The sequence below is a fragment of the Streptomyces finlayi genome, from assembly GCF_014216315.1.
Taxonomy (GTDB): Bacteria; Actinomycetota; Actinomycetes; order Streptomycetales; family Streptomycetaceae; genus Streptomyces; species Streptomyces finlayi_A.
The window spans coordinates 6,388,589-6,413,668 of sequence record NZ_CP045702.1 but is presented as its reverse complement, the minus strand read 5'-3'; the positions used below and the strand labels follow the sequence as shown (position 1 = coordinate 6,413,668).

General features: G+C 66.7%; 17 protein-coding genes, 3 rRNA genes and 2 pseudogenes. 7 read left to right on the top strand and 15 right to left on the bottom strand.

From position 1 onward, the window contains the following. Window positions 1–59: 59 nt before the first annotated feature. Window positions 60–1,088, bottom strand: coding sequence for an HAD hydrolase-like protein (locus tag F0344_RS29350; RefSeq protein WP_185301635.1), 1,029 nt, complete (start codon window positions 1,086–1,088; stop codon window positions 60–62). A gap of 71 nt (window positions 1,089–1,159) precedes the next feature. Here F0344_RS29350 and F0344_RS29345 point away from each other — a divergent pair, with 71 nt between their 5' ends. Next, window positions 1,160–2,437 (top strand): DUF1015 domain-containing protein, encoded by a 1,278-nt coding sequence (locus F0344_RS29345; RefSeq protein ID WP_185301634.1) that lies wholly within the window; start codon window positions 1,160–1,162, stop codon window positions 2,435–2,437. A gap of 78 nt (window positions 2,438–2,515) precedes the next feature. Here F0344_RS29345 and F0344_RS29340 read toward each other — a convergent pair whose 3' ends face one another. The 6 genes and pseudogenes from F0344_RS29340 to F0344_RS29315 all read right to left on the bottom strand — a co-directional run. Next, window positions 2,516–3,259 carry a tetratricopeptide repeat protein gene (locus tag F0344_RS29340; RefSeq protein WP_185302950.1) on the bottom strand — a complete coding sequence of 248 codons (744 nt, stop codon included), beginning with the start codon at window positions 3,257–3,259 and terminating at the stop codon, window positions 2,516–2,518. A gap of 1,297 nt (window positions 3,260–4,556) precedes the next feature. Beyond that, window positions 4,557–4,673, bottom strand: a 5S ribosomal RNA gene (gene rrf / locus F0344_RS29335). Between the two features lie 110 nt (window positions 4,674–4,783). After that, a 23S ribosomal RNA gene (locus F0344_RS29330) occupies window positions 4,784–7,910 on the bottom strand. Window positions 7,911–8,213: 303 nt separating this feature from the next. Continuing rightward, a 16S ribosomal RNA gene (locus F0344_RS29325) occupies window positions 8,214–9,739 on the bottom strand. Together the 16S, 23S and 5S rRNA genes form the textbook arrangement of a ribosomal RNA operon. 900 nt (window positions 9,740–10,639) lie before the next feature. Further along, window positions 10,640–11,251: a DNA-3-methyladenine glycosylase gene (locus F0344_RS29320; RefSeq protein ID WP_185301633.1), complete on the bottom strand. Its 612-nt coding sequence runs from the start codon at window positions 11,249–11,251 to the stop codon at window positions 10,640–10,642. Window positions 11,252–11,270: 19 nt separating this feature from the next. Next, a pseudogene (locus tag F0344_RS29315) lies at window positions 11,271–11,522 on the bottom strand (DNA-3-methyladenine glycosylase); the annotation flags it as partial. Between the two features lie 87 nt (window positions 11,523–11,609). Between F0344_RS29315 and F0344_RS29310 the strand changes: the two are divergent. The 3 genes from F0344_RS29310 (at window position 11,610) to F0344_RS29300 (ending at window position 13,629) form a co-directional block, all read left to right on the top strand. Further along, a complete protein-coding gene (locus F0344_RS29310) occupies window positions 11,610–12,392 on the top strand; it encodes a sporulation protein (protein ID WP_185301631.1) in 783 nt (260 codons plus the stop codon). A 53-nt stretch (window positions 12,393–12,445) separates the two neighbouring features. Then, window positions 12,446–12,979, top strand: a complete 534-nt coding sequence (locus F0344_RS29305) for a YbhB/YbcL family Raf kinase inhibitor-like protein (RefSeq protein ID WP_185301630.1) — start codon at window positions 12,446–12,448, stop codon at window positions 12,977–12,979. 143 nt (window positions 12,980–13,122) lie between these two features. Beyond that, on the top strand, window positions 13,123–13,629 hold the full coding sequence (locus F0344_RS29300) for an HNH endonuclease (RefSeq protein WP_185301629.1): 507 nt from the start codon (window positions 13,123–13,125) through the stop codon (window positions 13,627–13,629). A 62-nt stretch (window positions 13,630–13,691) separates the two neighbouring features. Here the strand turns inward: F0344_RS29300 and F0344_RS29295 are convergent, their stop codons facing one another. The 4 genes from F0344_RS29295 to F0344_RS29280 form a co-directional block, all read right to left on the bottom strand. Further along, entirely contained in the window at window positions 13,692–14,465 is a 774-nt protein-coding gene (locus F0344_RS29295; protein ID WP_185301628.1) for a sulfite exporter TauE/SafE family protein, read from the bottom strand. Between the two features lie 78 nt (window positions 14,466–14,543). Continuing rightward, entirely contained in the window at window positions 14,544–15,521 is a 978-nt protein-coding gene (locus F0344_RS29290; RefSeq protein ID WP_185301627.1) for an SPFH domain-containing protein, read from the bottom strand. A gap of 128 nt (window positions 15,522–15,649) precedes the next feature. After that, the gene (locus F0344_RS29285; RefSeq protein WP_185301626.1) at window positions 15,650–16,081 is read right to left on the bottom strand and encodes an NfeD family protein; all 432 of its coding nucleotides are present in this window, start codon (window positions 16,079–16,081) and stop codon (window positions 15,650–15,652) included. Between the two features lie 67 nt (window positions 16,082–16,148). Then, a complete protein-coding gene (locus tag F0344_RS29280) occupies window positions 16,149–16,946 on the bottom strand; it encodes an ABC transporter ATP-binding protein (RefSeq protein WP_185301625.1) in 798 nt (265 codons plus the stop codon). Window positions 16,947–17,091: 145 nt separating this feature from the next. Between F0344_RS29280 and F0344_RS29275 the strand changes: the two genes are divergently transcribed. Further along, the gene (locus tag F0344_RS29275; RefSeq protein ID WP_185301624.1) at window positions 17,092–17,880 is read left to right on the top strand and encodes a hypothetical protein; all 789 of its coding nucleotides are present in this window, start codon (window positions 17,092–17,094) and stop codon (window positions 17,878–17,880) included. Between the two features lie 184 nt (window positions 17,881–18,064). On the opposite strand, the gene F0344_RS29270 is transcribed toward F0344_RS29275, so the two are convergent. The 3 genes from F0344_RS29270 to F0344_RS29260 all read right to left on the bottom strand — a co-directional run bounded on the left by F0344_RS29270 (window position 18,065) and on the right by F0344_RS29260 (window position 20,213). Next, window positions 18,065–18,313 (bottom strand): chaplin family protein, encoded by a 249-nt coding sequence (locus F0344_RS29270; RefSeq protein WP_185301623.1) that lies wholly within the window; start codon window positions 18,311–18,313, stop codon window positions 18,065–18,067. 120 nt (window positions 18,314–18,433) lie between these two features. Next, window positions 18,434–19,075, bottom strand: coding sequence for a response regulator (locus tag F0344_RS29265; RefSeq protein ID WP_185301622.1), 642 nt, complete (start codon window positions 19,073–19,075; stop codon window positions 18,434–18,436). Continuing rightward, window positions 19,068–20,213 carry a GAF domain-containing sensor histidine kinase gene (locus F0344_RS29260; protein WP_185301621.1) on the bottom strand — a complete coding sequence of 382 codons (1,146 nt, stop codon included), beginning with the start codon at window positions 20,211–20,213 and terminating at the stop codon, window positions 19,068–19,070. The genes F0344_RS29265 and F0344_RS29260 overlap by 8 nt, the downstream gene beginning before the upstream one ends. A gap of 85 nt (window positions 20,214–20,298) precedes the next feature. Here F0344_RS29260 and F0344_RS29255 point away from each other — a divergent pair. Both F0344_RS29255 and F0344_RS29250 read left to right on the top strand, forming a co-directional pair. Then, a pseudogene (locus tag F0344_RS29255) lies at window positions 20,299–21,171 on the top strand (S-adenosylmethionine:tRNA ribosyltransferase-isomerase); the annotation flags it as partial. 287 nt (window positions 21,172–21,458) lie between these two features. After that, on the top strand, window positions 21,459–22,211 hold the full coding sequence (locus F0344_RS29250) for a transglycosylase SLT domain-containing protein (RefSeq protein WP_185301620.1): 753 nt from the start codon (window positions 21,459–21,461) through the stop codon (window positions 22,209–22,211). Window positions 22,212–22,313: 102 nt separating this feature from the next. Here F0344_RS29250 and F0344_RS29245 read toward each other — a convergent pair whose 3' ends face one another. Then, a complete protein-coding gene (locus F0344_RS29245) occupies window positions 22,314–24,908 on the bottom strand; it encodes an ABC transporter ATP-binding protein/permease (RefSeq protein ID WP_185301619.1) in 2,595 nt (864 codons plus the stop codon). Window positions 24,909–25,080: the final 172 nt, after the last annotated feature.

Below are 25,080 nucleotides of genomic sequence, written 5' to 3'. Positions count from 1 at the left end.
TACCCTCCTGTCGATCGATCTCCCCCGGTCACATGGCCCCGGCCCCGGCCTCACGGGTCCTACAGCCCCAGCCTGGCAAGCACCTTCCCCGCGTCCAGACCGCACGAGCCTTCACCGGCGTACGCCCAGGCCGCCCCGCAGAGCGCCCGCAGCCCGTCGAGCTCGTCGCCCTCGCCCTCCAGCACCAGCTCGTCCTCCCGCACGCGGGCCCTCCAGCCACCGCAGCGCACTGTGTCGCCGTCCACCGCCACCTCGGGCTGCCCGGTGAGCATCCCCCGCAGGTCCCGGTCCACATACGTCGGCCGGTAGCGCGGCTCGGCGGCCAGCAGCTGGGCGGCGTCCGTCACCCCGGTGAGCACGAGCAGCGAGTCGACGCCCCCGTTGAACGCTCCCTCGATGTCCGTGTCCAGCCGGTCCCCGACGACCAGCGGCCGCTCCGCCCCGGTGCGCAGCACGGTCTCCCGGTGCATCGGCGGCAACGGCTTCCCGGCGACCTGCGGCTCGGCGCCCGTGGCGATCCGTACGACCTCCACCGCGGCGCCGTTGCCGGGCGCGATGCCACGGGCGCTCGGAATCGTCAGGTCGGTGTTGGACGCGAACCAGGGCAGCCCACGGGCGACCGCGTAACTCGCCTCGGCCAGCCGCCCCCAGGGCATGTCCGGCCCCCCGTACCCCTGGGCCACCGCCGCCGGCTCGTCGTCCGCCGAATCCACCGGCACCAGACCCCGCTCGCGCAGCGCGACCCGCAGCCCTTCCCCGCCGATCACCAGCACCCGCGCGCCGGACGGCAGCTGATCCGCCATCAGCCTGGCCACCGCCTGCGCGGAGGTGATCACATCGGCGGGCTCGGCGGGCACACCGAGTTCGGTCAGATGCTCCGCCACCGCGTCCGGCGTCCGCAGCGCGTTGTTCGTCACATAGGCGAGACGCATCCCGCCGTCCCGCGCGGTGCTCAGCGACTCGACGGCATGGACGATGGCGTGGCCGCCCGCGTACACCACCCCGTCGAGATCGAGCAGGGCCGTGTCGTACGCCTCGCTCAGCGCCGCGCTGCTTCCGAGCGGCCGGGACCTGTACTGCTGGCTCATATGCCTACGCTCCTCATTCATGCCTGTCCCCCGATCATCGCGCAAGTGCGGAGCGCACATACGATGCAGAAATGAACACATCAGGTCCCGCCGAACAGGGGCTGCGACTGATCCCGTTCCGTGGACTTCGGTACGTCCCCGAGCGGGTCGGCAGCCTTGCCGCGGTGACCTCACCGCCGTACGACGTCGTCGTCAGGCCCGACGGTCTCCAGCACCTGGAGTCCGCGGACCCGCACAACATCGTGCGGCTGATCCTGCCGCAGGCCGACACGGCCGCGGCCCGCCATCAGCAGGCGGCCGAGACGCTCGACGCCTGGCTCGCGGAGGGCGTGCTCGCGCCGGACCCGGCCCCCGCGCTGTACGTCTACGAGCAGCGCAACAGCGAGATCCTCCAGCGTGGCCTGATCGGCGCCCTGGCTCTCTCGCCCGCCGCCGACGGCATCGTGCTCCCGCACGAGGACGTCATGGCCCATGTCGTCGAGGACCGGGCCGACCTGATGCGCACGACGGCGGCCCATCTGGAACCGCTGCTGCTCACCTACCGGAGCGACGGACGGCGTACCGGCACGACGGCTGTGATCGAGCGGGTGGTGGCGCGCCCGCCCCTCCTGGCCACGACGACCGAGGACGGGTTCAGCCACCGCCTCTGGGCCGTCACAGACCCGGCGGAGAGGGACGAGATCGAGTCAGATCTCGCCCGCCACCAGGCACTGATCGCCGACGGTCACCACCGCTGGGCGACGTATCTCAGGCTCCAGCAGGAGCAGACCCGGCCCGGGCCCTGGGACTTCGGCCTGGTCCTCCTCGTCGACACGGCCCGCTATCCGCTCCAGGTCCGCGCCATCCACCGTCTGCTGCACAGGCTCCCGGTGGCCGAGGCGCTCGCCGCCGTGGACGGCCTGTTCCGCGTGCGGGACGTCGGGGGTCCGCTCCCCCGCGCGCTCGACGCCCTCGCCGAGGCCAGGGCAGAAGGCAACGCGTTCCTGCTCGCGGGCGACGGCCGCTTCCATCTGGTCGACCGCCCGGACGAGGCGCTCCTGGCCCGTACGGTGCCGGCCGACCGCCCTGATGCCTGGCGGACGCTGGACGCGACGGTTCTGCACTGCACGCTGCTCGACCACGTCTGGGACATCCCCGACACCCCGGAACACATCGCGTACATCCATGACACCGCCGCCGCCGTCGAGCAGGCCGAACGCCATGGCGCCACGGCCGTACTGCTCCATCCCGTACGGGAAGAGGTGGTACGTGACCTGGCCAGGCAGGGCGTCACGATGCCCCGCAAGTCGACCTCGTTCGGCCCCAAACCCGCCACGGGCATCGTGCTGCGCAGCCTCGGCCTGGACTGACCGCGCCACAGACGGACGCCACACACAGAAGAGGGCGGCACCCCTTCCGGGATGCCGCCCTCTTCACTTCACCAACGGTTACACCTTCGGGGCCTCGTCGTCGTCCTCGTCGTCCTCATCGAGGTCGTCGTCCTCGTCGTCCGCAGCCTCGGGCTCGTCGGCGTCCACGGCCTCGACAACCTCGACGGTCTCGTGGTCGCCCTCACCGAGCGCGTCCACGAACTCGACGCCGTCCAGCTCGGCCAGCCGGTCCGACGCGTCGGTCGAACCGTCCTTGTCGGCCTCCAGCGCCTTGCCGAACCACTCGCGTGCCTCGTCCTCACGACCGGCCTCGAGCAGTGCGTCCGCGTACGCGTAACGCAGTCGCGGCGTCCAGGAGTGCACGGCGCTCGACGCGAGCTCGGGACCCTGCAGCGTGACGATGGCGGCATCGATCTGCCCCATGTCCCTACGGGCTCCGGCGGCCACGAGACGCATCTCGACCTGGCCGGCCTTGTCGAGCTTCTGCACCTCGGGCTCACCGGCCATGGCCATCGCGCGCTCCGGCCGGCCGAGGCCGCGCTCGCAGTCGGCCATGACGGGCCACAGCTCCACGGAACCGGTCATCCGACGCGACGCGCGGAACTCTGCCAGCGCCTCGGCGTACTTCTGCGTGGCGTACGCGGCGAAACCGGCGGCCTCACGCACAGCGGCCACACGTGAGGCCAGCCGCAGCGCGATACGTGAGTACGCGTACGCCTGCTCGGGGTCCTCGTCGATCAGGTTGGCCACCATGACGAGGTTGCGGGCGACGTCCTCGGCGAGCGTCTTCGGCAGGCTCAGCAGCTCCTGGCGAACGTCCTTGTCGATCTCGTGCCCGGTGACGTCGTCGGGAATGGGGAGCCGCTTGATCGGCTCACGGTCCCGGTCGTCACGACGCTCGAAGCCGCCGGACCGCCCACCGCGGTCGTCGCGCTGACCACCGCGGTATCCACCACGGTCGTCCTCACGGCGCGGGGCACGGTCACGGTCGCCACCGCGGTTGTCGTCGCGGCGGAAGCCACCACCGCTGCTGGGGCGGTCGTCATCGCGACGGGGGCCACGCGGACGGTCGTCACGACGCTCGAACCCACCACTCGGACGCCCACCACGGTCGTCATCACGGCGCGGGGCACGATCGTCACGACGCTCAAAGCTGGGACGGCTGCCACGGTCGTCATCACGACGGGGGGCACGATCGTCACGGCGGAAACCACCACCGGAGCTGCCACCTCCACGGTTGTCATCGCGGCGGAAGCCACCACCGGAGCTGCCACCGGTCGGCCGACTGTCGTCGCGGCGGAAGCCACCACCGCTGCTGGGGCGGTCGTCATCGCGACGGGGGCCACGCGGACGGTCGTCACGACGCTCGAACCCACCACTCGGACGCCCACCACGGTCGTCATCACGGCGCGGGGCACGGTCATCACGACGGAAACCACCGCCCGTGCTGCCGCCACCACGGTTGTCATCGCGGCGGAAGCCACCACCGGAGCTGCCACCGGTCGGCCGACTGTCGTCACGGCGCGGGGCACGGTCATCACGACGGAAACCACCGCCCGTGCTGCCGCCACCACGGTTGTCATCGCGGCGGAAGCCACCACCGGAGCTGCCACCGGTCGGCCGACTGTCGTCACGGCGCGGGGCACGGTCATCACGACGGAAACCACCGCCCGTGCTGCCGCCACCACGGTTGTCATCGCGGCGGAAGCCACCACCGGAGCTGCCACCGGTCGGCCGACTGTCGTCACGGCGCGGGGCACGATCGTCACGACGGAAACCACCACCGGAGCTGCCACCGGTGCCGCCGCCTGTGGGCCGGCTGTCGTCACGTCGGGGTCCGCCACGGTCGTTGTCACGGCGCGGTGCGCTGGACCGGTCGTCACGACCACTACGGAAGCCGCCCTTGTCACCGTCGTCCCGGCGACGCGGCTCGCGCTCCGGACGATCGTCGGGAGAGTTGGTGGACATGGGTGTGACTCCTGTCATCGGGTACCACAGACATTCTCGCTCAGCCAACCGGCCGACGCGCTTCGAGAAAAACAAAAAAAGGACCCTCGGCCCCAGCATGAACGCTGGGACCAAGGGTCCTTGAAAGATTGTTCGGCGGCGTCCTACTCTCCCACAGGGTCCCCCCTGCAGTACCATCGGCGCTGAAAGGCTTAGCTTCCGGGTTCGGAATGTAACCGGGCGTTTCCCTAACGCAATGACCACCGAAACCCTATCGGGCTTAGCGAACAAGCACACTTTTCAATTAAAGAGTGAAACTGTTCAACCGGTGCGATAACTGTTCGCAACCCGGGAACAACACAGTGGACGCGAGCAACTGAGGACAAGCCCTCGGCCTATTAGTACCAGTCAGCTCCACCCGTTACCGGGCTTCCACATCTGGCCTATCAACCCAGTCGTCTACTGGGAGCCTTAACCCCTCAAAGGGGGTGGGAATACTCATCTCGAAGCAGGCTTCCCGCTTAGATGCTTTCAGCGGTTATCCTTTCCGAACGTAGCCAACCAGCCATGCCCTTGGCAGGACAACTGGCACACCAGAGGTTCGTCCGTCCCGGTCCTCTCGTACTAGGGACAGCCCTTCTCAATATTCCTACGCGCACAGCGGATAGGGACCGAACTGTCTCACGACGTTCTAAACCCAGCTCGCGTACCGCTTTAATGGGCGAACAGCCCAACCCTTGGGACCGACTCCAGCCCCAGGATGCGACGAGCCGACATCGAGGTGCCAAACCATCCCGTCGATATGGACTCTTGGGGAAGATCAGCCTGTTATCCCCGGGGTACCTTTTATCCGTTGAGCGACAGCGCTTCCACAAGCCACTGCCGGATCACTAGTCCCGACTTTCGTCCCTGCTCGACCCGTCGGTCTCACAGTCAAGCTCCCTTGTGCACTTACACTCAACACCTGATTGCCAACCAGGCTGAGGGAACCTTTGGGCGCCTCCGTTACTCTTTAGGAGGCAACCGCCCCAGTTAAACTACCCATCAGACACTGTCCCTGATCCGGATCACGGACCCAGGTTAGACATCCAGCACGACCAGAGTGGTATTTCAACGACGACTCCACAACCACTGGCGTGGCCGCTTCAAAGTCTCCCACCTATCCTACACAAGCCGAACCGAACACCAATATCAAACTATAGTAAAGGTCCCGGGGTCTTTCCGTCCTGCTGCGCGAAACGAGCATCTTTACTCGTAGTGCAATTTCACCGGGCCTATGGTTGAGACAGTCGAGAAGTCGTTACGCCATTCGTGCAGGTCGGAACTTACCCGACAAGGAATTTCGCTACCTTAGGATGGTTATAGTTACCACCGCCGTTTACTGGCGCTTAAGTTCTCAGCTTCGCACACCCGAAAGTGCACTAACCGGTCCCCTTAACGTTCCAGCACCGGGCAGGCGTCAGTCCGTATACATCGCCTTACGGCTTCGCACGGACCTGTGTTTTTAGTAAACAGTCGCTTCTCGCTGGTCTCTGCGGCCACCCCCAGCTCACCGAGTAAATCGGATCACCAGTGATGGCCCCCCTTCTCCCGAAGTTACGGGGGCATTTTGCCGAGTTCCTTAACCATAGTTCACCCGAACGCCTCGGTATTCTCTACCTGACCACCTGAGTCGGTTTAGGGTACGGGCCGCCATGAAACTCGCTAGAGGCTTTTCTCGGCAGCATAGGATCATCCACTTCACCACAATCGGCTCGGCATCAGGTCTCAGCCTTGATGTGTGACGGATTTACCTATCACACGGCCTACACCCTTACCCCGGGAACAACCATCGCCCGGGTTGGACTACCTTCCTGCGTCACCCCATCGCTTACCTACTACAAGTCTGGTTCATCGGCTCCACCACTTCCCTCAACTCCGAAGAGATCGGGCCGGCTTCACGGACTTAGCATCGCCTGATTCAGTACTGGGCGTTTCAAAGCGGGTACCGGAATATCAACCGGTTGTCCATCGACTACGCCTGTCGGCCTCGCCTTAGGTCCCGACTTACCCTGGGCAGATCAGCTTGACCCAGGAACCCTTAGTCAATCGGCGCACACGTTTCTCACGTGTGTATCGCTACTCATGCCTGCATTCTCACTCGTGAACCGTCCACAACTCGCTTCCGCGGCTGCTTCACCCGGCACACGACGCTCCCCTACCCATCCACACGGGCGTTGGCCCTATATGTGTGAATGACACGACTTCGGCGGTACGCTTGAGCCCCGCTACATTGTCGGCGCGGAATCACTTGACCAGTGAGCTATTACGCACTCTTTCAAGGGTGGCTGCTTCTAAGCCAACCTCCTGGTTGTCTCTGCGACTCCACATCCTTTCCCACTTAGCGTACGCTTAGGGGCCTTAGTCGATGCTCTGGGCTGTTTCCCTCTCGACCATGGAGCTTATCCCCCACAGTCTCACTGCCGTGCTCTCACTTACCGGCATTCGGAGTTTGGCTAAGGTCAGTAACCCGGTAGGGCCCATCGCCTATCCAGTGCTCTACCTCCGGCAAGAAACACACGACGCTGCACCTAAATGCATTTCGGGGAGAACCAGCTATCACGGAGTTTGATTGGCCTTTCACCCCTAACCACAGGTCATCCCCCAGGTTTTCAACCCTGGTGGGTTCGGTCCTCCACGAAGTCTTACCTCCGCTTCAACCTGCCCATGGCTAGATCACTCCGCTTCGGGTCTAGAGCGTGCAACTCAATCGCCCTATTCGGACTCGCTTTCGCTACGGCTTCCCCACACGGGTTAACCTCGCTACACACCGCTAACTCGCAGGCTCATTCTTCAAAAGGCACGCAGTCACGACTGCATGTGCAAGCACATACAGCGACGCTCCCACGGCTTGTAGGCACACGGTTTCAGGTACTATTTCACTCCGCTCCCGCGGTACTTTTCACCATTCCCTCACGGTACTATCCGCTATCGGTCACCAGGGAATATTTAGGCTTAGCGGGTGGTCCCGCCAGATTCACACGGGATTTCTCGGGCCCCGTGCTACTTGGGTGTCTCTTAAACGAGCCGTTGATGTTTCAGCTACGGGGGTCTTACCCTCTACGCCGGACCTTTCGCATGTCCTTCGCCTACATCAACGGTTTCTGACTCGTCTCACAGTCGGCAGACCATGAAAAAGAGATCCCACAACCCCGCATGCGCAACCCCTGCCGGGTATCACACGCATACGGTTTGGCCTCATCCAGTTTCGCTCGCCACTACTCCCGGAATCACGGTTGTTTTCTCTTCCTGCGGGTACTGAGATGTTTCACTTCCCCGCGTTCCCTCCACACTGCCTATGTGTTCAGCAGTGGGTGACAGCCCATGACGGCTGCCGGGTTTCCCCATTCGGAAACCCCCGGATCAAAGCTTGGTTGACAGCTCCCCGGGGACTATCGTGGCCTCCCACGTCCTTCATCGGTTCCTGGTGCCAAGGCATCCACCGTGCGCCCTTAAAAACTTGGCCACAGATGCTCGCGTCCACTGTGCAGTTCTCAAACAACGACCAGCCACCCATCACCCCACCCTTACAGGCGAGTTCACTGGGGCCGGCACCGAAGATCCAGACAAAAAAATGCCCGTACCTTCAGATACCCAACAGCGTGCCCGACCCGACCGACCCGTTCCCTCTTTCCACGCCGAAGCAGTACTTGAGAAAACCAACCTGTCGTGCCGAATAGTCAACGTTCCACCCTTGAGCAACCACCGTCGAACATTTGCCGACGAAATGGTCTCTGGATTCCCCGAAGGAAACCTAGATGCTCCTTAGAAAGGAGGTGATCCAGCCGCACCTTCCGGTACGGCTACCTTGTTACGACTTCGTCCCAATCGCCAGTCCCACCTTCGACAGCTCCCTCCCACAAGGGGTTGGGCCACCGGCTTCGGGTGTTACCGACTTTCGTGACGTGACGGGCGGTGTGTACAAGGCCCGGGAACGTATTCACCGCAGCAATGCTGATCTGCGATTACTAGCAACTCCGACTTCATGGGGTCGAGTTGCAGACCCCAATCCGAACTGAGACCGGCTTTTTGAGATTCGCTCCGCCTCGCGGCATCGCAGCTCATTGTACCGGCCATTGTAGCACGTGTGCAGCCCAAGACATAAGGGGCATGATGACTTGACGTCGTCCCCACCTTCCTCCGAGTTGACCCCGGCAGTCTCCTGTGAGTCCCCATCACCCCGAAGGGCATGCTGGCAACACAGAACAAGGGTTGCGCTCGTTGCGGGACTTAACCCAACATCTCACGACACGAGCTGACGACAGCCATGCACCACCTGTATACCGACCACAAGGGGGGCACCATCTCTGATGCTTTCCGGTATATGTCAAGCCTTGGTAAGGTTCTTCGCGTTGCGTCGAATTAAGCCACATGCTCCGCTGCTTGTGCGGGCCCCCGTCAATTCCTTTGAGTTTTAGCCTTGCGGCCGTACTCCCCAGGCGGGGAACTTAATGCGTTAGCTGCGGCACCGACGACGTGGAATGTCGCCAACACCTAGTTCCCAACGTTTACGGCGTGGACTACCAGGGTATCTAATCCTGTTCGCTCCCCACGCTTTCGCTCCTCAGCGTCAGTAATGGCCCAGAGATCCGCCTTCGCCACCGGTGTTCCTCCTGATATCTGCGCATTTCACCGCTACACCAGGAATTCCGATCTCCCCTACCACACTCTAGCTAGCCCGTATCGAATGCAGACTCGGGGTTAAGCCCCGAGCTTTCACATCCGACGTGACAAGCCGCCTACGAGCTCTTTACGCCCAATAATTCCGGACAACGCTCGCACCCTACGTATTACCGCGGCTGCTGGCACGTAGTTAGCCGGTGCTTCTTCTGCAGGTACCGTCACTTGCGCTTCTTCCCTGCTGAAAGAGGTTTACAACCCGAAGGCCGTCATCCCTCACGCGGCGTCGCTGCATCAGGCTTTCGCCCATTGTGCAATATTCCCCACTGCTGCCTCCCGTAGGAGTCTGGGCCGTGTCTCAGTCCCAGTGTGGCCGGTCGCCCTCTCAGGCCGGCTACCCGTCGTCGCCTTGGTAGGCCATTACCCCACCAACAAGCTGATAGGCCGCGGGCTCATCCTTCACCGCCGGAGCTTTTAACCCCGTCCCATGCAGGACAGAGTGTTATCCGGTATTAGACCCCGTTTCCAGGGCTTGTCCCAGAGTGAAGGGCAGATTGCCCACGTGTTACTCACCCGTTCGCCACTAATCCACCCCGAAGGGCTTCATCGTTCGACTTGCATGTGTTAAGCACGCCGCCAGCGTTCGTCCTGAGCCAGGATCAAACTCTCCGTGAATGTTTTCCCGTAATCGGGACGACACCACGAGAGCGGAACGACCGAGTCGGAATATGACCGGTCGTTCACAGCGTCCTCGCTAGTGTTGCCTACCCGGACCACGAGGGCCCGTAATAGGACTTTTCAAAGGAACCACCAACCTGCCGAAGCAGGCCGGGGTATCAACATATCTGGCGTTGACTTTTGGCACGCTGTTGAGTTCTCAAGGAACGGACGCTTCCTTCGGTCCCGTTTCACCGGGGCCCTCCGGGCGCTTCCCTTCGTTCTTGCGTTTCCGACTCTATCAGACTCTTTCGCGTCCGATTCCCGGTCGAAGCGGGATTCGCTTTCCAGTTCCTCGCTTTCGCGTTTCCCTTTCCGGCGGTTCCAACCTTACCAGAATCATTTCGTCCCGTTTCCGGTTCGAATTTGCTTCCGGCGGCCTGTTGGAGGGCCTTTGCCTTTCGGCGTGTCCACTACGTTAGCCGATTTCCCTGGTGGCTCATAATCGAGCCGACAGGACGAATTAGGGCACGCCGAATTCGCACCCGCCAGGGTGACTCGTAGGTAGTGGTTGACCGCCTCGAGAAGCCCGGACCCGGTTCGATGAACCGTTCCGACAACAGCTTTCGTTCAAGCGGCTCGGACTACATTAGGGGGCTGCCCCGGACGAGTCAAGTCGCGCGGCGGCGAGGCGCGTGGGCGCGGTGCCGGCTCACGGTCGGTTCGCCGTCGATCCAGAAGCGCCATGGCCGGGTGCCGCGCGGTCCATACAGAGGCGACGACGGGCCTACGACGATGTCTTCGCCGTAGCGTGCGGTCGATCCCCGGGGCCGTGGCCGGACGGGCCGGTTTCTTGGCGCTGGAGCCAAACAGACAGGCGCCGACTCACCGGCGAGCGTGAGCAAGGCGCACAGCGGTTCAGGCTCCGGCGGACGGTTGGGCTCTCGGGCTCAGTCGGTACGCCGAGACCGTCGGGTCAGCGGCGAGGTAGAACCGGTGCTGCCAGTCGTGGGCCCTGCTCACCCCCACCCGAGGACCAACCCGGATGAGCGCGGCAGGTACCGGCTCACCCTGGGACAACATGACCGAGGTACCTGCCAGGAGGTCTGCGCCGTTGTGTTCTGCCGTGATGCCGAGCGCCTGGCCGAGGTTCCCCGGGCCTCGGGCGAGACGAGGACTCTCGACCCGCTCCCCTCGCCGCTCGCGTGCCAGGTCTTCCCCCTCGACGACCCTGCCTGCTCGGATGAGGACACCCGAGGCGATGCCGTCCGTCCCGGTGACGACGTTGGCGCACCAGTGGAGACCGTGGGAGCGGTAGACGTAGAGGTGTCCTGCGGGACCGAACATGGTGGCGTTGCGGGCGGTACGGCCCCGGTAGGCGTGGGAGGCTGGGTCAGCCGTACCGGAGTACGCCTCGGTCTCCGTGATGGCGATGCTCACGGCCCCCTCGGGGGCCTTGCAGGTGAGGACGCTCCCGAGCAGCTTGGGGGCGACCTCTTCGGCAGGGTGGGCGAGGAAGTCAGCGTTCACGCTGACTTCCTCGACATGAGTACGTGAAGTAGCCGTACGCATGGCCGGGCGGGCCGGACATGGCGTGGTTGCACCGGGTGAGGCCCCGGAAGGCGTGAGAGCCGGGGCCGATGTCTCCCGCGTACACCTCCACCTCGGTGAGCCGGACCTCGACGGGCCCGTCCTCCGTCGTACGGACGAGCGTGCGGCCCAGGAGGCCGGGAGCCACTTCCCGTACGGACCGGTCGAAAGAGCCGCGTGTCAGGGGCGTGCGTTCCATCCCGTCGGTCATGGCGTCCGAGGGTACTTGAACCGGGCGTCCGGGAACCGGCTACGGTCGTGGCGCGTATGTAGGGGTCAGGACCAACAAGGAGAAAACATGGGCTTCAAGAGGCTTCTCGCGAGCATGGGTGCCGGTGGCGCTTCGGTGGAGACCGAGCTGACCGAGCTGAACGTCGTCCCCGGCGGGGTCGTGCAGGGCGAGGTCCGTATCCAGGGCGGGTCTGTGGACCAGCAGGTGGAGGCGCTTTCCGTCGGCCTTCAGGCGCGGGTCGAGGTCGAAGGGCAGGACCAGGAGACCAAGCAGGACATCGAGTTCACCAAGCTGCGTCTGGGCGGAGCCTTCGAGGTGAAGGCCGGTGCCGTCCACGTCGTACCGTTCGGGCTCGAAATCCCGTGGGAGACGCCGATCACGATGTTCGGCGGGCAGCACCTGCGCGGCATGAACATCGGTGTGACGACCGAGCTGGAGATCGCCCGCGCGGTGGACTCCGGTGACCTGGACCCGATCAATGTGCACCCCCTGCCTGCTCAGCAGGCGATCCTGGATGCCTTCGGACAGCTCGGTTTCGGCTTCCGCAGCGCCGACATGGAGCGTGGTCACATCCGTGGCACGCGTCAGCGGCTGCCGTTCTACCAGGAGATCGAGTTCGTACCGCCGCAGCAGTACCGCGGGCTGAACCAGGTCGAGCTGACGTTCGTCGCGGACGACCGTGAGATGGACGTCGTGCTGGAGATGGACAAGAAGCCGGGGCTCTTCAGCGAGGGCAGCGACTCCTACCGGTCGTTCAAGGTCGGTCACAACGACTTCCAGGGCACCGACTGGGTGGCGTACCTCAACCAGTGGCTCGCCCAGGTCGGTGGACAGCGCAACTGGCTCTAGGGTCGGTGGGATACCGCTGACCGCAGAAGAGCCGATTCAGGAGAGGTGCTGACGTGACCCGGTCGAAGAGGGCTCCGCTGCCGCACGATTTCCATCCCGAGGTTCCCTCGTTCACCGTGGTGAGCGAGGACCTGGAGCCGGGGGGTGTGCTCGGGGACGCGCAGGTGCTCGCGGCAGGGAACACCTCACCGCGGTTGCGGTGGGAGGGCTTCCCCGCGGAGACCCGGAGTTTCGCCGTCACGTGTTTCGATCCGGATGCGCCCACGGGCAGCGGATTCTGGCACTGGGTGCTCTTCGACATCCCGGCATCGGTCACGGAACTGCCTGCCGGTGCGGGCAGCGGGAAGTTCGACGGGCTGCCCGCCGGTGCCGTGCACGTCCGTAACGACTACGGGTCGAAGGACTTCGGCGGGGCTGCGCCGCCGGCCGGGGAGACGCACCGCTATGTGTTCACCGTGTACGCGGTGGACAGTGAGAAGCTCGGTGTCGACAGTGACGTTTCGCCGGCCGTCGTGGGTTTCAATCTGCGCTTCCACACGTTGGGCCGCGCCCAGCTCGCCGGTGAGTACGAGGCTCCGGCGAACTGAGAAGTTCCTTTGCTGTTTGCCCTGCCCTGGTCTTGGAGAGATCAGGGCAGGGCATTTTTTAATTCCGTTGTCCATCACGGCCCGCCCAGCCAGAGTTGATCCGGGCCTGCCAGGGGGCGGGCGGCACACGGAAGGTGGGCGGGATGCGGGACACGCTGGTTCTGAACGCGAGCTTCGAGCCGCTGTCGACGGTGACTCTCAACCGTGCGGTGGTGCTGATCCTGACGGACAAGGCTGTGGTGGAGCAGTCGCATCCCGACCTCCGTATGCGCGGTGCCGACGTCGAGATTCCGGTGCCCCGGGTGATCAGGCTCTGCCGGTACGTCCGGGTGCCGTTCCGAAGACAGGCGCCGTGGTCCAGACGGGGTGTGCTCATACGGGACCAGCACCGGTGCGCGTACTGCGGGCGCAGGGCGAGCACCGTCGACCACGTGGTGCCGCGTGCGCAGGGGGGTCAGGACACCTGGCTGAACACGGTGGCGTCGTGTGCCGAGGACAATCACAGCAAGGCGGCCCGGACGCCGGAGCAGGCGGGGATGCCGCTGCTGCGGCAGCCCTTCGTTCCGTCTCCCGCCGAGGCGATGCTGCTGGCGATGGGCGCCGGTAGCCGGCCCGCCCTGCCGGAGTGGCTGGAGCGGTCCGCGGCGTAGCCCCCGGTGGGCCCTTTGACCTACTGGAAGCCCGTCTCCCTGAGGAGGCGGGCTTCCGTGTGTCAGCGGAGCAGCAGTTGGACGATGGCGGCTGTGCCGACTACGACGACGAAGGCGCGCAGGAAGGCGGGGCTGAGGCGCCGGCCGACCTTGGCGCCGATCTGGCCGCCGATGGCGGATCCTACGGCGATGAGGACGACGGCTGTCCAGTCGAAGTCGGCGACGAAGAGGAAGAAGAGCGCGGCGATGCTGTTGACGATCGCTGCGAGCACGTTCTTGACCGCGTTCAGACGCTGCATGGTGTCGTCGAGCAGCATGCCCATCAGGGAGAGGTAGATGATCCCCTGGGCGGCGGTGAAGTAGCCCCCGTAGACGCTGGCGAGGGTCAGCCCGGCGTAGAGGGCGGGTCCTCCGTCGGGGCGGGGGCGGGTGCCGTTGCGCTCCCGGCGCCGCTGGACCGCTTTGCTGATGCGGGGTTGCAGGATGACCAGTACGAGGGCGAGTGCGACGAGGACCGGAACGATCGTTTCGAACGCCGTCGAGGGCAGCGACAGGAGGAGCGTGGCGCCGGTGAGGCCGCCGATGGCGGCGCCGACGCCGAGTTTCAGTACGCGGCGCCGCTGTCCCGCCAGTTCCTTTCGGTAGCCGATCGCGCCGCTGATGGAGCCGGGGATCAGACCGAGGGCGTTGGAGACGGTGGCCGTCACGGGTGGCAGCCCGGTGGCGAGCAGGACGGGGAAGGTGATCAGCGTGCCCGAGCCGACGATCGTGTTGATCGTGCCCGCGCCGACACCCGCCGCGAAGATCGCGAGGATTTCCCAGATGGACAAGGCCATCTCCTTCGATGGTCAGTGGTGCCTCCCCGCCATGAAGGTCGAGGGGCCGCACTGATCATGCCCGAAGGTAGGTCTCCGTCAGCCGACGGGGGGTTCCTCGCGGCGCTCCTTGCCGCTGTTCCCGGCGCTTCCGGTGTCGCCCGCGTTGCCGCTGTTGCCGGTGTTGAAGCCGGGTGCGCCGCCGGCGCCGAGGTTGCCGAAGGCTCCGCTGAGGCCCTTCAGCGCGTCGCCGATCTCGCTGGGCACGATCCAGAGCTTGTTCGCGTCGCCCTCGGCGATCTTCGGGAGCATCTGGAGGTACTGGTACGAGAGGAGCTTCTGGTCCGCGTCTCCGGCGTGGATGGCCTCGAACACCGTACGGATGGCCTGGGACTCGCCCTCGGCGCGCAGGGCGGATGCCTTGGCCTCACCCTCGGCGCGCAGGATCGCGGACTGCTTCTCGCCTTCGGCCGTGAGGATCGCGGACTGCCTGATGCCCTCGGCGTTGAGGATCGCGGCACGCTTGTCGCGGTCGGCGCGCATCTGCTTCTCCATCGAGTCCTGGATGGAGGTGGGCGGCTCGATGGCCTTGAGTTCGACGCGGTTGACGCGGATGCCCCACTTGCCGGTCGCCTCGTCGAGGACGCCTCGCAGGGCCGCGTTGATCTCCTCGCGGGAGGTGAGGGTCCGCTCCAGGTCCATGCCACCGATGATGTTGCGGAGGGTGGTGACGGTGAGCTGTTCGATCGCCTGGATATAGCTCGCGACCTCGTACGTGGCGGCGCGGGCGTCGGTCACCTGGTAGTAGATGACGGTGTCGATGTTGACGACCAGGTTGTCCTGGGTGATCACCGGCTGGGGCGGGAAGGGCACAACCTGTTCACGGAGGTCGATCCGGTTGCGGATGGAGTCGATGAACGGGACGACGATGTTCAGCCCGGCGTTGAGGGTGCGCGTGTAGCGGCCGAAGCGCTCGACGATGGCCGCACTGGCCTGCGGGATGACCTGGATCGTCTTGATCAGGGCGATGAAGACGAGCACCACCAGGATGATCAGGACGATGATGATCGGTTGCATCGTGTGCCTCGTGCCCTTCGGTTGCCGACGGATCGCGGTGATCTTGGTCGAGATCTCATGCCTGTCGAATTCTCATGATGATCGACATCGAGTTTGTCAGAACTCCGGCCGCTCTGCGCACAGTTCGCCTACATGACGACGGCTGTCGCGCCGTCGATGTCGACGACATCGACCTGTTGGCCGGGTTCGAAGCTCTGCTCGCCGTCGAGCGAGCGGGCGGACCAGATCTCGCCGGCCAGTTTGATACGGCCGCTGCCGCTGCCGTCGACCCGTTCCAGTACGACGGCCTGACGGCCTTTCAGGGCGTCGATGCCCGTCGCGTGCGAAGAGCGGGCGCCTCGGTGCCGGGCGGCGATCGGGCGCACCACGGCGATCAGTGCCACCGAGACCGCGACGAAGACCAGCACCTGGGCCACGATGCCGCCGCCGAGGGCGGCGACGATCGCCGCGGCGACCCCTCCGACGGCGAACATTCCGAATTCGGGCATCGCGGTGAGGACGAGCGGGATGCCCAGTCCCACCGCTCCGATCAGCCACCACACCCACGCGTCGATTTCCACGTGGTCATCGTAGGACCGCAGGTGCCCCCACCAACAGGGCGCGGGCGGGCCGCTGTTCGGCGGAGGGTCAGGAGAGCGGCAGTCCGTGGGCCGTGTAGCGGTCGCCGGTGTGCTCGACGACGAGGGGCAGGCCGAAGCAGAGGGAGAGGTTGCGGGAGCTGAGTTCCGTCTCCATGGGTCCCGCTGCGAGGACCTTGCCCTGCCGGATCATCAGGACGTGCGTGAACCCGGGAGCGATCTCCTCGACGTGGTGGGTGACCATGATCATGGAGGGTGCGAACGGGTCGCGGGCGAGCCGGCCGAGGCGGCGGACCAGGTCTTCGCGGCCTCCCAGGTCGAGACCGGCGGCGGGCTCGTCGAGGAGGAGGAGCTCGGGGTCGGTCATCATCGCGCGGGCGATCAGTGTGCGCTTACGCTCGCCCTCGGACAGCGTGCCGAACTTGCGCTCGAGGAACTCGGTCATACCGAGCCGGTCGAGGAAGGCGCGGGCGCGGTCCTCGTCGACGGCGTCGTAGTTCTCGTGCCAGGTGGCGGTCATGCCGTACGCGGCGGTGAGCACCGTCTGCAGCACGGTCTGGCGCTTGGGCAGCTTGTCGGCCATGGCCATGCCCGCGATGCCGATGCGGGGACGGAGGTCGAACACGTCGGTGCCCACGCCGCCGAGCTGCTCGCCGAGAATCTTGGCGGTGCCGGTGCTGGGGAAGAGGTAGCTGGACGCGATGTTGAGGAGAGTGGTCTTGCCGGCGCCGTTCGGTCCGAGGATGACCCAGCGCTCACCTTCCTTGACCGACCAGGAGACGTCGTCCACCAGAGCGCGTCCGTCGCGGACCACGGATACGTCCACCAGCTCCAGTACATCGCTCATGAGCGCGTTGTCTCCCCATACAGTCTCGAGATCGTCGCGTGCCTGAAAGCACAGCTCCCAGGGAAAACCTACGCCACCCGGGGAGTACTTCAGCCGCTGGGCCGGTGTGATGACGGGCCGGGCGCGCATTCCCTAGGCTGTCGCCATGCTTTCGGAACCACGCTCAGGGCTCTTCGCCGCCTGGGGAAACGCGCTTGTGGCAGGACTCGTATCACCGGACGACGCGGCGCTCGCGATTGTCGGGGAGGACGCGGTGCACCGCGTGGAGGGGGTGCCCGGTGAGACGGGGCAGGTCGGGCTGACGCTGGCGCTCGGGCGGCTGCGGGCGCTGGGGGCGACCGGTTTCCGGGTCGCGCTGCCGGTGGCGGGGCATCCGCTGGGGCTCAGCGGGCCGCCGGAGTTCAACGCGCGGGCGCTGGAGGCGGAGGAGGCCGTGGTGGCTTCGGGAGTGCCGTACGGGCTCGTGCCGGAGGTCCGTGAGGCGGGGCCCGCGGGGGATCTGCACGTCGAGGTGGTGTGGCGCTGTCTGCCGGTACGCGAGGCGCCGCCCGCGGACGTGCCGTCGCTGGGCGAGGCGGAGCGGGAGCTGGCGGAGGCGTTGCGGGACGCTACGGCGGTGCTGGCGCGGCTGGATGTGGCCGGGTCCGGGCCGGTGGCCGAGGCCGCGGTGGACGCGTACCGGGCGCGGGCGGAGCGGGGGCGCGAGGTGCTGGCGCCGGGGTATCCGCCGAGGGCGGTGCGGGTGCTGGAGCTGGCGCAGCGGGTCGGGCTGCTGGTCTCGGTGGCGTACGAGAACGGGCCGGGCGGTGCGGTGACCGCCGCGGAGATCTCGGCGCGGGGCGAGGCGCTGAGGCCGGTGGAGCGGGTGGCCCGGCGGGCACAGGTGGCGGCGTACAACGCGTATGTGGAGGAGAGGGAGAGGGGGCGACGGTAGCGGGGCGGGGTAGGTGCCCGGGGGCGCCCTTGTCCTCAATCGCCGGACGGGCTTGATGTGGGGGCCTGGGCGCCGCGGGCGGGCTGGAGTGGTCCGGACGGGCTTGAGTGGGAGTGGGTGCTTGGGGTGGTGCCGGGCGGGCGAGGGGACGGGGCCCGCCCGGCGGTCATGCCGACGGGGTCGGTCAGTGGTTCACACCGACGTTGCCGAACGCCGGGTTGAGCAGGCCGATCACGTTGACCGTGTTGCCCACGACGTTCACCGGGACGTTCACCGGGACCTGGACGACGTTGCCCGAGCCGACACCCGGGGAGTTGACGGCCGTGCCGTGGGCGCCCGCACCGTGGCCGGTGGCGGAGGCGGCGCCCGCACCGGCGGCGATGATCCCACCGGCGATCATGGTGACGGCAGCGGCCTTCTTGAGGTTCTTCACTTCTGGCTCCTCCTGGGAACGCTGCGGCCGACCGCCGCAGCACGCCATGGAGAACGCCCGGGAGCCCCACAAGATGCGCCATGTGGGTGACATACACCCGACAGTATGAATCTTGGCCTTCTAGCCGGCCGCTCCGTTCCTGACTGCCCAGAGAGCCGCCTGGGTCCGGTCGGAGAGGTCCAGCTTCATCAGGATGTTCGATACATGGGTCTTTACCGTCTTCTCCGAGAGGACCAGTGCCCGGGCGATCTCCCGGTTGGAGCGGCCGTCCGCGATCAGCCCGAGCACCTCGCGTTCCCGTTCGGTGAGGGTGCTCCCCCGGCCCGTACCGCTGCCCACGTCCTGGGTCAGGAGCGCCCCGGCGACCTCCGGCTGGAGCAGCACATGGCCTGCGTGGACGGAACGGATGGCGCCGGCCAGGGCGTCCGGGTCGACGTCCTTGTACACGTAACCGGAGGCTCCGGCGCGCAGTGCCGGGACCACCGTGCGCTGTTCGGTGAAGCTGGTGACGATCAGGACCTTGGCCGGATTGCCGAGCTCGCGCAGCTTGCGCAGGGCGTCGATGCCGTCCGTGCCGGGCATCTTGATGTCCATGAGGACGACGTCGGGGCGCAGCTCCTCGGTGCGGGCGACCCCCTCGGCACCGTCCGCGGCCTCCCCTACGACCTCTATGTCGTCCTGGATCTCCAGGAACGTACGCAGTCCTCGGCGCACCACCTGGTGATCGTCCACGAGCAGCACCTTGATGGTCCTGTCAGCCACAGGGCACCTCCATCTTGATCGTGGTGCCCTTTCCGGGCGCCGATTCGACGGTGAGCATTCCGCCGACGCTGCCGGCGCGGTGGCGCATCGACACGAGACCGAGGTGACGGCCCGCCTTGCGGACGGCCGCGGTGTCGAAGCCGCTGCCGTCATCGGTGATCCTCAGGACGGCGGCGCTGTCGTGGCGGACCAGGGAGACGGTGACGTGGGCCGCGCCGGAGTGGCGCAGGGCGTTGTGCAGGGCCTCCTGGGACACCCGGAGGAGTGCTTCCTCCTGGGTGGCGGGCAGGGCCCGTACCCCCGCGTTGTCGAAGGTGACCCGGGCGGCGTGCGCGCGGTCCAGGACCTGGATCTGTGTCCGCAGCGTGGCGACCAGGCCGTCTTCGTCGAGCGCGGCGGGGCGCAGTTCGACGACGGCCGCGCGCAGTTCGTCCACGGCTTCCGCGGCGAGGACGGCGACCTGCTGGAGCTCGTCCTTGGCGCGGGCGGGGTCCCGGTCGACGAGGGCGGCGGCGGCCTGGGCGGTGAGCCGGAGCGAGAAGAGTTTCTGGCTGACGGCGTCGTGGAGCTCGTGGGCGAGCCGTGCACGCTCTTGCGCGATGGTGAGCTCCCGGCTGCGTTCGTAGAGCCGGGCGTTGGTGAGGGCGATCGCCGCGTGCTGGGCGAGGATCGCGAGGAGCTCCTCGTCCTCGGCGGTGAAGCCGCAGCTGCCGGCCGGTTTGGGGCAGCGCTTGTTGGCGAGGAAGAGGGCGCCGATGATCTCGTCGCCGTCCTGGATGGGCAGGCCGATGAAGTCGGACATGTCGGGGTGCGCGTCGGGCCAGCCCTCGAAGCGGGGGTCCTTGCGGACGTCCGCGAGCCGCTCGGGCTTCGCCTGGTGGAGCATCGCGGCGAGGATGCCGTGCTGCCTGGGCAGGGGGCCGATGGCCTTCCACTGCTCGTCGCTCACCCCGTCGACGACGAACTGGGCGAAGCCTCCGTGGTCGTCGGGGACACCCAGGGCGGCGTATTCGGCGTCGATCAGTTCACGGGCCGAGGCGACGATCGTCTTGAGGACGTCACGCATTTCGAGATGCCGGCTCATGGCGAGCAGCGCGGCACTCACCGCGGCGAGGCCCGACGGTGGGCGATGGCTCATGGGCTCACGGTACCGGCGGGGTACGACAGCCGTATCGGGCTGTGGTCGGCCGGGGTCCGGGGCGCGGGGACTAGGACCTGCGGCGGGCGGTGAGCGGGTCGTGGTGCATTTCTCGACCCGGGGTGAGGACGGTCGGTGGTCCGTGGAGCTGCGGCGGCCGGACCGTACGGGGGGGCGACGGTCCCCCCGGCGCGGCAAGCCGCGGGGGACGCGGGTCCGGCTGCCGGGCGGGCACGGGTTCGTACTGGAGGAGCCGCTGGGGCCGGCCGGGGCGGCCCGGCCGTGGTGGGCGCGGGTGCCGTTCGAGGTACCGGAGCTGCTGGGGCGGTACGGGCGGCCGATCCGGTACGGGTACACGGAGCGGGATCAGCCGCTGTCCGCGTACCGGACGGTCTTCGCGGTGCCCTCTGGGGACGGGAGGGGTTCGGCGGAGATGCCGAGTGCCGCGCGGCCCTTCACGGAGACGGTGGTGGCCTCGCTGGTCCGGAGTGGAGTGCAGTTCGCTCCGCTGTCGCCGCATACGGGGGTGGCTTCGGCGGAGGCGCACGAGCCTCCGTATCCGGAGTGGTTCTCGGTACCCGCTTCGATCGGCTCGGCCGGTGAACGCGGCGCGGGCCGGTGGCGGGCGGGTCGTCGCGGTCGGGACGACGGCGGTGCGGGACCTTGAGTCGTCGGCGGGAACGGACGGGGTGCTGCGGGCGGCCGAGGGCTGGACCGGGCTCGTGGTGACGCCTCAGCGGGGTGTGCGGCGGTGGACGGCCTGCTGACCGGGCTGCACGAGCCGGAGGCCTCGCATCTGCTGATGCTGGAGGCGATCGCGGGCCGGGAGGCGCTGCGACGGGGACACGCGGAGGCTCTGCGGCGGTCGTATCTCTGGCCCGAGTTCGGGGATGTCCGTCTCCTGCTGCCGGAGGAGTCGGAGAACCCCGGAACGGAGCCTCACGCTCCGCATTGCTGAAGCAACATTTCGTGAACTCGCAGCGTGCCCCATGTGAGCCCGCGCATAGGACTCAGGTCACTTACGAAGTCCACTAGTGGATACAAAAGGGGCATTCATGCAGGCACGAGTACGGGCAAGACGGGCAGAGCGGGCACCTGATCCACTACCCGGCTTCGTACGTCACACCTTTGCCAGGGCGTTTTGCCAGCGCTAAGAATTGCGGCTGTCCCCGACGGAGATGCGCAGAGCGGCGCTTCCGTCTCGTCCTCCGTGAGGACACCTGCTATTCGAAGAGGTATGTCTGTATGTTCGAGTCCAGCAACCCCGGTCGTAGCCGTCGCCTGAACAAGACCCAGAAGCTCTCCGTCGCCGGAGTCTCCGCACTTGGTGCGGCTGCCCTCGCATTCTCCCTGGTTCCCGCCGAGGCCGGCGCCGAAACCAGCACCCAGGCCCTGTCGGCCGCCCCGGTCGCCATTGCCTCCGCGGCAGGCGCCCCGCAGGCCAAGACGGTGCAGGCCAGCATTATCGAGCAGCACTCCACCGCCGAGAGCCTGGTGAAGGCCGCCGACGCCGCCCGGGCCAAGGCCGCCGCCGCCAAGGCGAAGACCGCCGCGCAGGCGAAGGCGAAGGCCGAAGCCGCCGACGCCAAGGCCGAGGCCGACGCGAAGGCCAAGGCCGACGCCAAGAAGCGCTCCGCCGAGGCCGCCAGCCGCAGCGTCGCCCGAAAGCCCGTCTACGCCGACAACCTGGACGGCTGGATCAAGGAAGCCCTCGCCATCATGAAGGAGAAGGGCATCCCCGGCACGTACAACGGGCTGCACAAGAACATCATTCGTGAGTCGAGCGGTAACCCGCGCGCCATCAACAACTGGGACATCAACGCGATCAACGGTGTTCCGTCCAAGGGCCTGCTGCAGGTCATCAAGCCGACGTTCGACTTCTACCACGTCGCCGGCACGCCCAAGGACCAGTACGACCCGGTCGCCAACATCACGGCCGCGGCCAACTACGCCGCGGACAAGTACGGCTCGATCGACAACGTCAACAGCGCGTACTGACCCGCGCCTGATCGACCCGGACATGCGCCGGAGGGCGGCACCCCGTGTGGGGTGCCGCCCTCCGGCGCCCGTGCGTGTGCCGTGCGCCCGGCGCATTGTGCGCTACTTGCGCATGACCTCCGGCTCGTGGCGGCGCAGCAGTCGCGCGACCGCGACGCCGCAGACGATGCCGATGAACAGCAGCACCGAGATGTTGAAGCCCCACTGGCCGGCCGTGCTCTCCCAGAGCGGGTCCAGGTTGGTGGGGTTCTTCTGGTCCCACGGCGGCATGAGGTGGGCCAGGTCGAGCGTCGAGCCGGCCGCGGCGATGGCCCAGCGTGAGGGCATGAGCCAGGCGAACTGCTCCAGGCCGGGCGAGCCGTACACCTGGAAGAGGATGCCGGTGAAGACGACCTGGACGATCGCGAACATGACGAGCAGCGGCATCGTCTTCTCGGAGGTCTTCACCAGGGAGGAGATGACCAGGCCGAACATCATCGAGGTGAAGCCGAGCGCGATGATCGTGACGCAGAGTTCGACGGCCGGCGGCATGATCAGGCCCTCGGCGGGCAGGTCACGGGTGGCGAAGCCGATGCCGCAGATGATGACGCCCTGGATGGCCGTGATCACGCCGAGGACGATCACCTTGGACATCAGGTAGGCGGAGCGGGAGAGGCCGGTGGCCCGTTCCCGCTCGTAGATGACCCGTTCCTTGATCAGTTCTCGTACGGAGTTGGCCGCGCCGGAGAAGCACATGCCGACCGCGAGGATCAGCATGATCGTTCCCGCGTCGCCGTTGAACCGGGACGGCGGCGTGGGCGGTGCCAGGCCGAAGTCGGCGGGGATGACCACGCTCACGATGCCGAGCACCGCGGGAAGGATCACCATCAGGCCCATGAAGCCCTTGTCGGAGGCGATCACCGAGGTGTAGCGGCGGATCAGGGTCCACAGCTGCGTCCCCCAGCCCTGCGGCTTCGGCGGGCGCATCTGCTGCGGGGGCGGCATGTGTACGGACTGTGCGGCGACCGCGTCGATGTCGGCGGCGTACATCTGGTAGTGCTGCGAGCCGCGCCAGCGTCCCGCCCAGTCGTAGTCGCGGTAGTTCTCGAACGCGGAGAAGACGTCGGCCCAGGTGGTGTAGCCGAAGAAGTTGAGCGCTTCCTCCGGGGGACCGAAGTAGGCGACCGAACCGCCCGGCGCCATCACCAGGAGCTTGTCGCAGATGGCCAGCTCGGCCACGGAGTGTGTGACGACGAGGACGGTACGGCCGTCGTCGGCGAGGCCTCGCAGCAGCTGCATGACATCGCGGTCCATGCCCGGGTCGAGGCCGGAGGTCGGCTCGTCCAGGAAGATCAGCGAGGGCTTGGTGAGCAGTTCCAGGGCCACGGAGACGCGCTTGCGCTGGCCGCCGGAGAGCGAGGTGACCTTCTTGTCCTTGTGGATGTCGAGCTTGAGCTCGGCGAGGACTTCGAGGATGCGGGCCTGGCGCTCGGCCTCGGTGGTGTCCGCGGGGAAGCGGAGCTTGGCCGCGTACTTCAGGGCGCGGGTGACGGTGAGTTCCTTGTGCAGGATGTCGTCCTGCGGGACCAGACCGATGCGCTGGCGCAGCTCGGCGAACTGCTTGTACAGGTTCCGGTTGTCGTAGAGGACGTCGCCCTGGTTGGCGGGCCGGTAGCCGGTGAGCGCCTTGAGCAGGGTGGACTTTCCGGAGCCGGACGGGCCGATGACACCGATCAGCGACTTCTCCGGGACGCCGAAGGACACGTCTTGGAGGATCTGCTTGCCGCCGTCGACGGTGACCGTGAGGTGACGGGCGGCGAAGGAGACCTCACCGGTGTCGACGAACTCCTCGAGTCGGTCGCCGACCAGCCGGAAGGTCGAGTGACCGACGCCGACGATGTCGTTCGGGCCGATGAGCGCGGAGCCGGACTTGCTGAGCGGCTGACCGTTGACGTACGTGCCGTTGTGCGAGCCGAGGTCGCGGATCTCGAAGCGGCCGTTGGGCGTCGCGTGGAACTCGGCGTGATGACGGGAGACCTGGAGGTCGGAGACGACGAGTTCGTTCTCCAGCGCACGGCCGATGCGCATCACCCGGCCGAGGTCCAGCTGGTGGAACGTCGTGGGGCTGCGGTCTCCGTAGACCGGCTGTGCTCCCGGGACACCGCCGGGGCCGCCCGCGCCGGGCGCCTTCTGGATGCCCTGCTGGTGCGGAACCTGCGGTGGGGCGTACCCGTGCTGAGGCTGCTGCTGGGGCTGGGCCTGCTGGGGCTGCTGCCAGGCCTGCGGCTGGGCCGGTCCCGGCCCGGAAGGTCCGCCCTGCTGCAGGTGGACCGGGGCCTGCGGGTGGACGGGGGCCTGCGGGTGAACCGGAGCCTGCCCGCCGCCCGCGGCCTGGCCGCTGTATCGGTCGGCGGCGGCCCCGCTGAGGCTCAGCCGTGGTCCGTCGGTGGCATTGCCCAGGTGCACCGCCGAGCCGGGCCCGATCTCCATCTGGTGGATCCGTTGGCCCTGCACGTAGGTGCCGTTGGTGCTGCCGTGGTCCTCGATGAACCAACCGCTGCCCCCCCAGCTGATCGTGGCATGCCGCCACGACACCCTGGCGTCGTCGACCACGAGATCGCCCTGCGGATCACGCCCGAGGGTGTACGACCTGGACGGATCGAGCGTCCAGGTCCTGCCATTCAATTCCAGTACGAGTTCCGGCACTCCGCGCCCCACTAGTTGTCCCCCGAGAGACCCCCATCACAGGGAGTCCAGGGATGCTGAACATCGTGGGGAACTATTCCAGGAGCAGTCACCGATCGGAAAGCCGGGCGGAGTGAAGACCGCGGCAAGACCTGTACCGCCGCACCGTTGACTCGGGCGAAACGGGCTCGGACAGTGGTATCCA

What these genes read in the sequence shown, in the direction of transcription:
- F0344_RS29350 (WP_185301635.1), bottom strand. Translation starts at nt 1,088, where the DNA reads ATGAGCCAGCAGTACAGGTCCCGGCCGCTCGGAAGCAGCGCGGCGCTG.
- F0344_RS29345 (WP_185301634.1), top strand. Translation starts at nt 1,160, where the DNA reads ATGAACACATCAGGTCCCGCCGAACAGGGGCTGCGACTGATCCCGTTC.
- F0344_RS29310 (WP_185301631.1), top strand. Translation starts at nt 11,610, where the DNA reads ATGGGCTTCAAGAGGCTTCTCGCGAGCATGGGTGCCGGTGGCGCTTCG.
- F0344_RS29300 (WP_185301629.1), top strand. Translation starts at nt 13,123, where the DNA reads ATGCGGGACACGCTGGTTCTGAACGCGAGCTTCGAGCCGCTGTCGACG.
- F0344_RS29295 (WP_185301628.1), bottom strand. Translation starts at nt 14,465, where the DNA reads ATGGCCTTGTCCATCTGGGAAATCCTCGCGATCTTCGCGGCGGGTGTC.
- F0344_RS29290 (WP_185301627.1), bottom strand. Translation starts at nt 15,521, where the DNA reads ATGCAACCGATCATCATCGTCCTGATCATCCTGGTGGTGCTCGTCTTC.
- F0344_RS29280 (WP_185301625.1), bottom strand. Translation starts at nt 16,946, where the DNA reads ATGAGCGATGTACTGGAGCTGGTGGACGTATCCGTGGTCCGCGACGGA.
- F0344_RS29275 (WP_185301624.1), top strand. Translation starts at nt 17,092, where the DNA reads ATGCTTTCGGAACCACGCTCAGGGCTCTTCGCCGCCTGGGGAAACGCG.
- F0344_RS29260 (WP_185301621.1), bottom strand. Translation starts at nt 20,213, where the DNA reads ATGAGCCATCGCCCACCGTCGGGCCTCGCCGCGGTGAGTGCCGCGCTG.
- F0344_RS29250 (WP_185301620.1), top strand. Translation starts at nt 21,459, where the DNA reads ATGTTCGAGTCCAGCAACCCCGGTCGTAGCCGTCGCCTGAACAAGACC.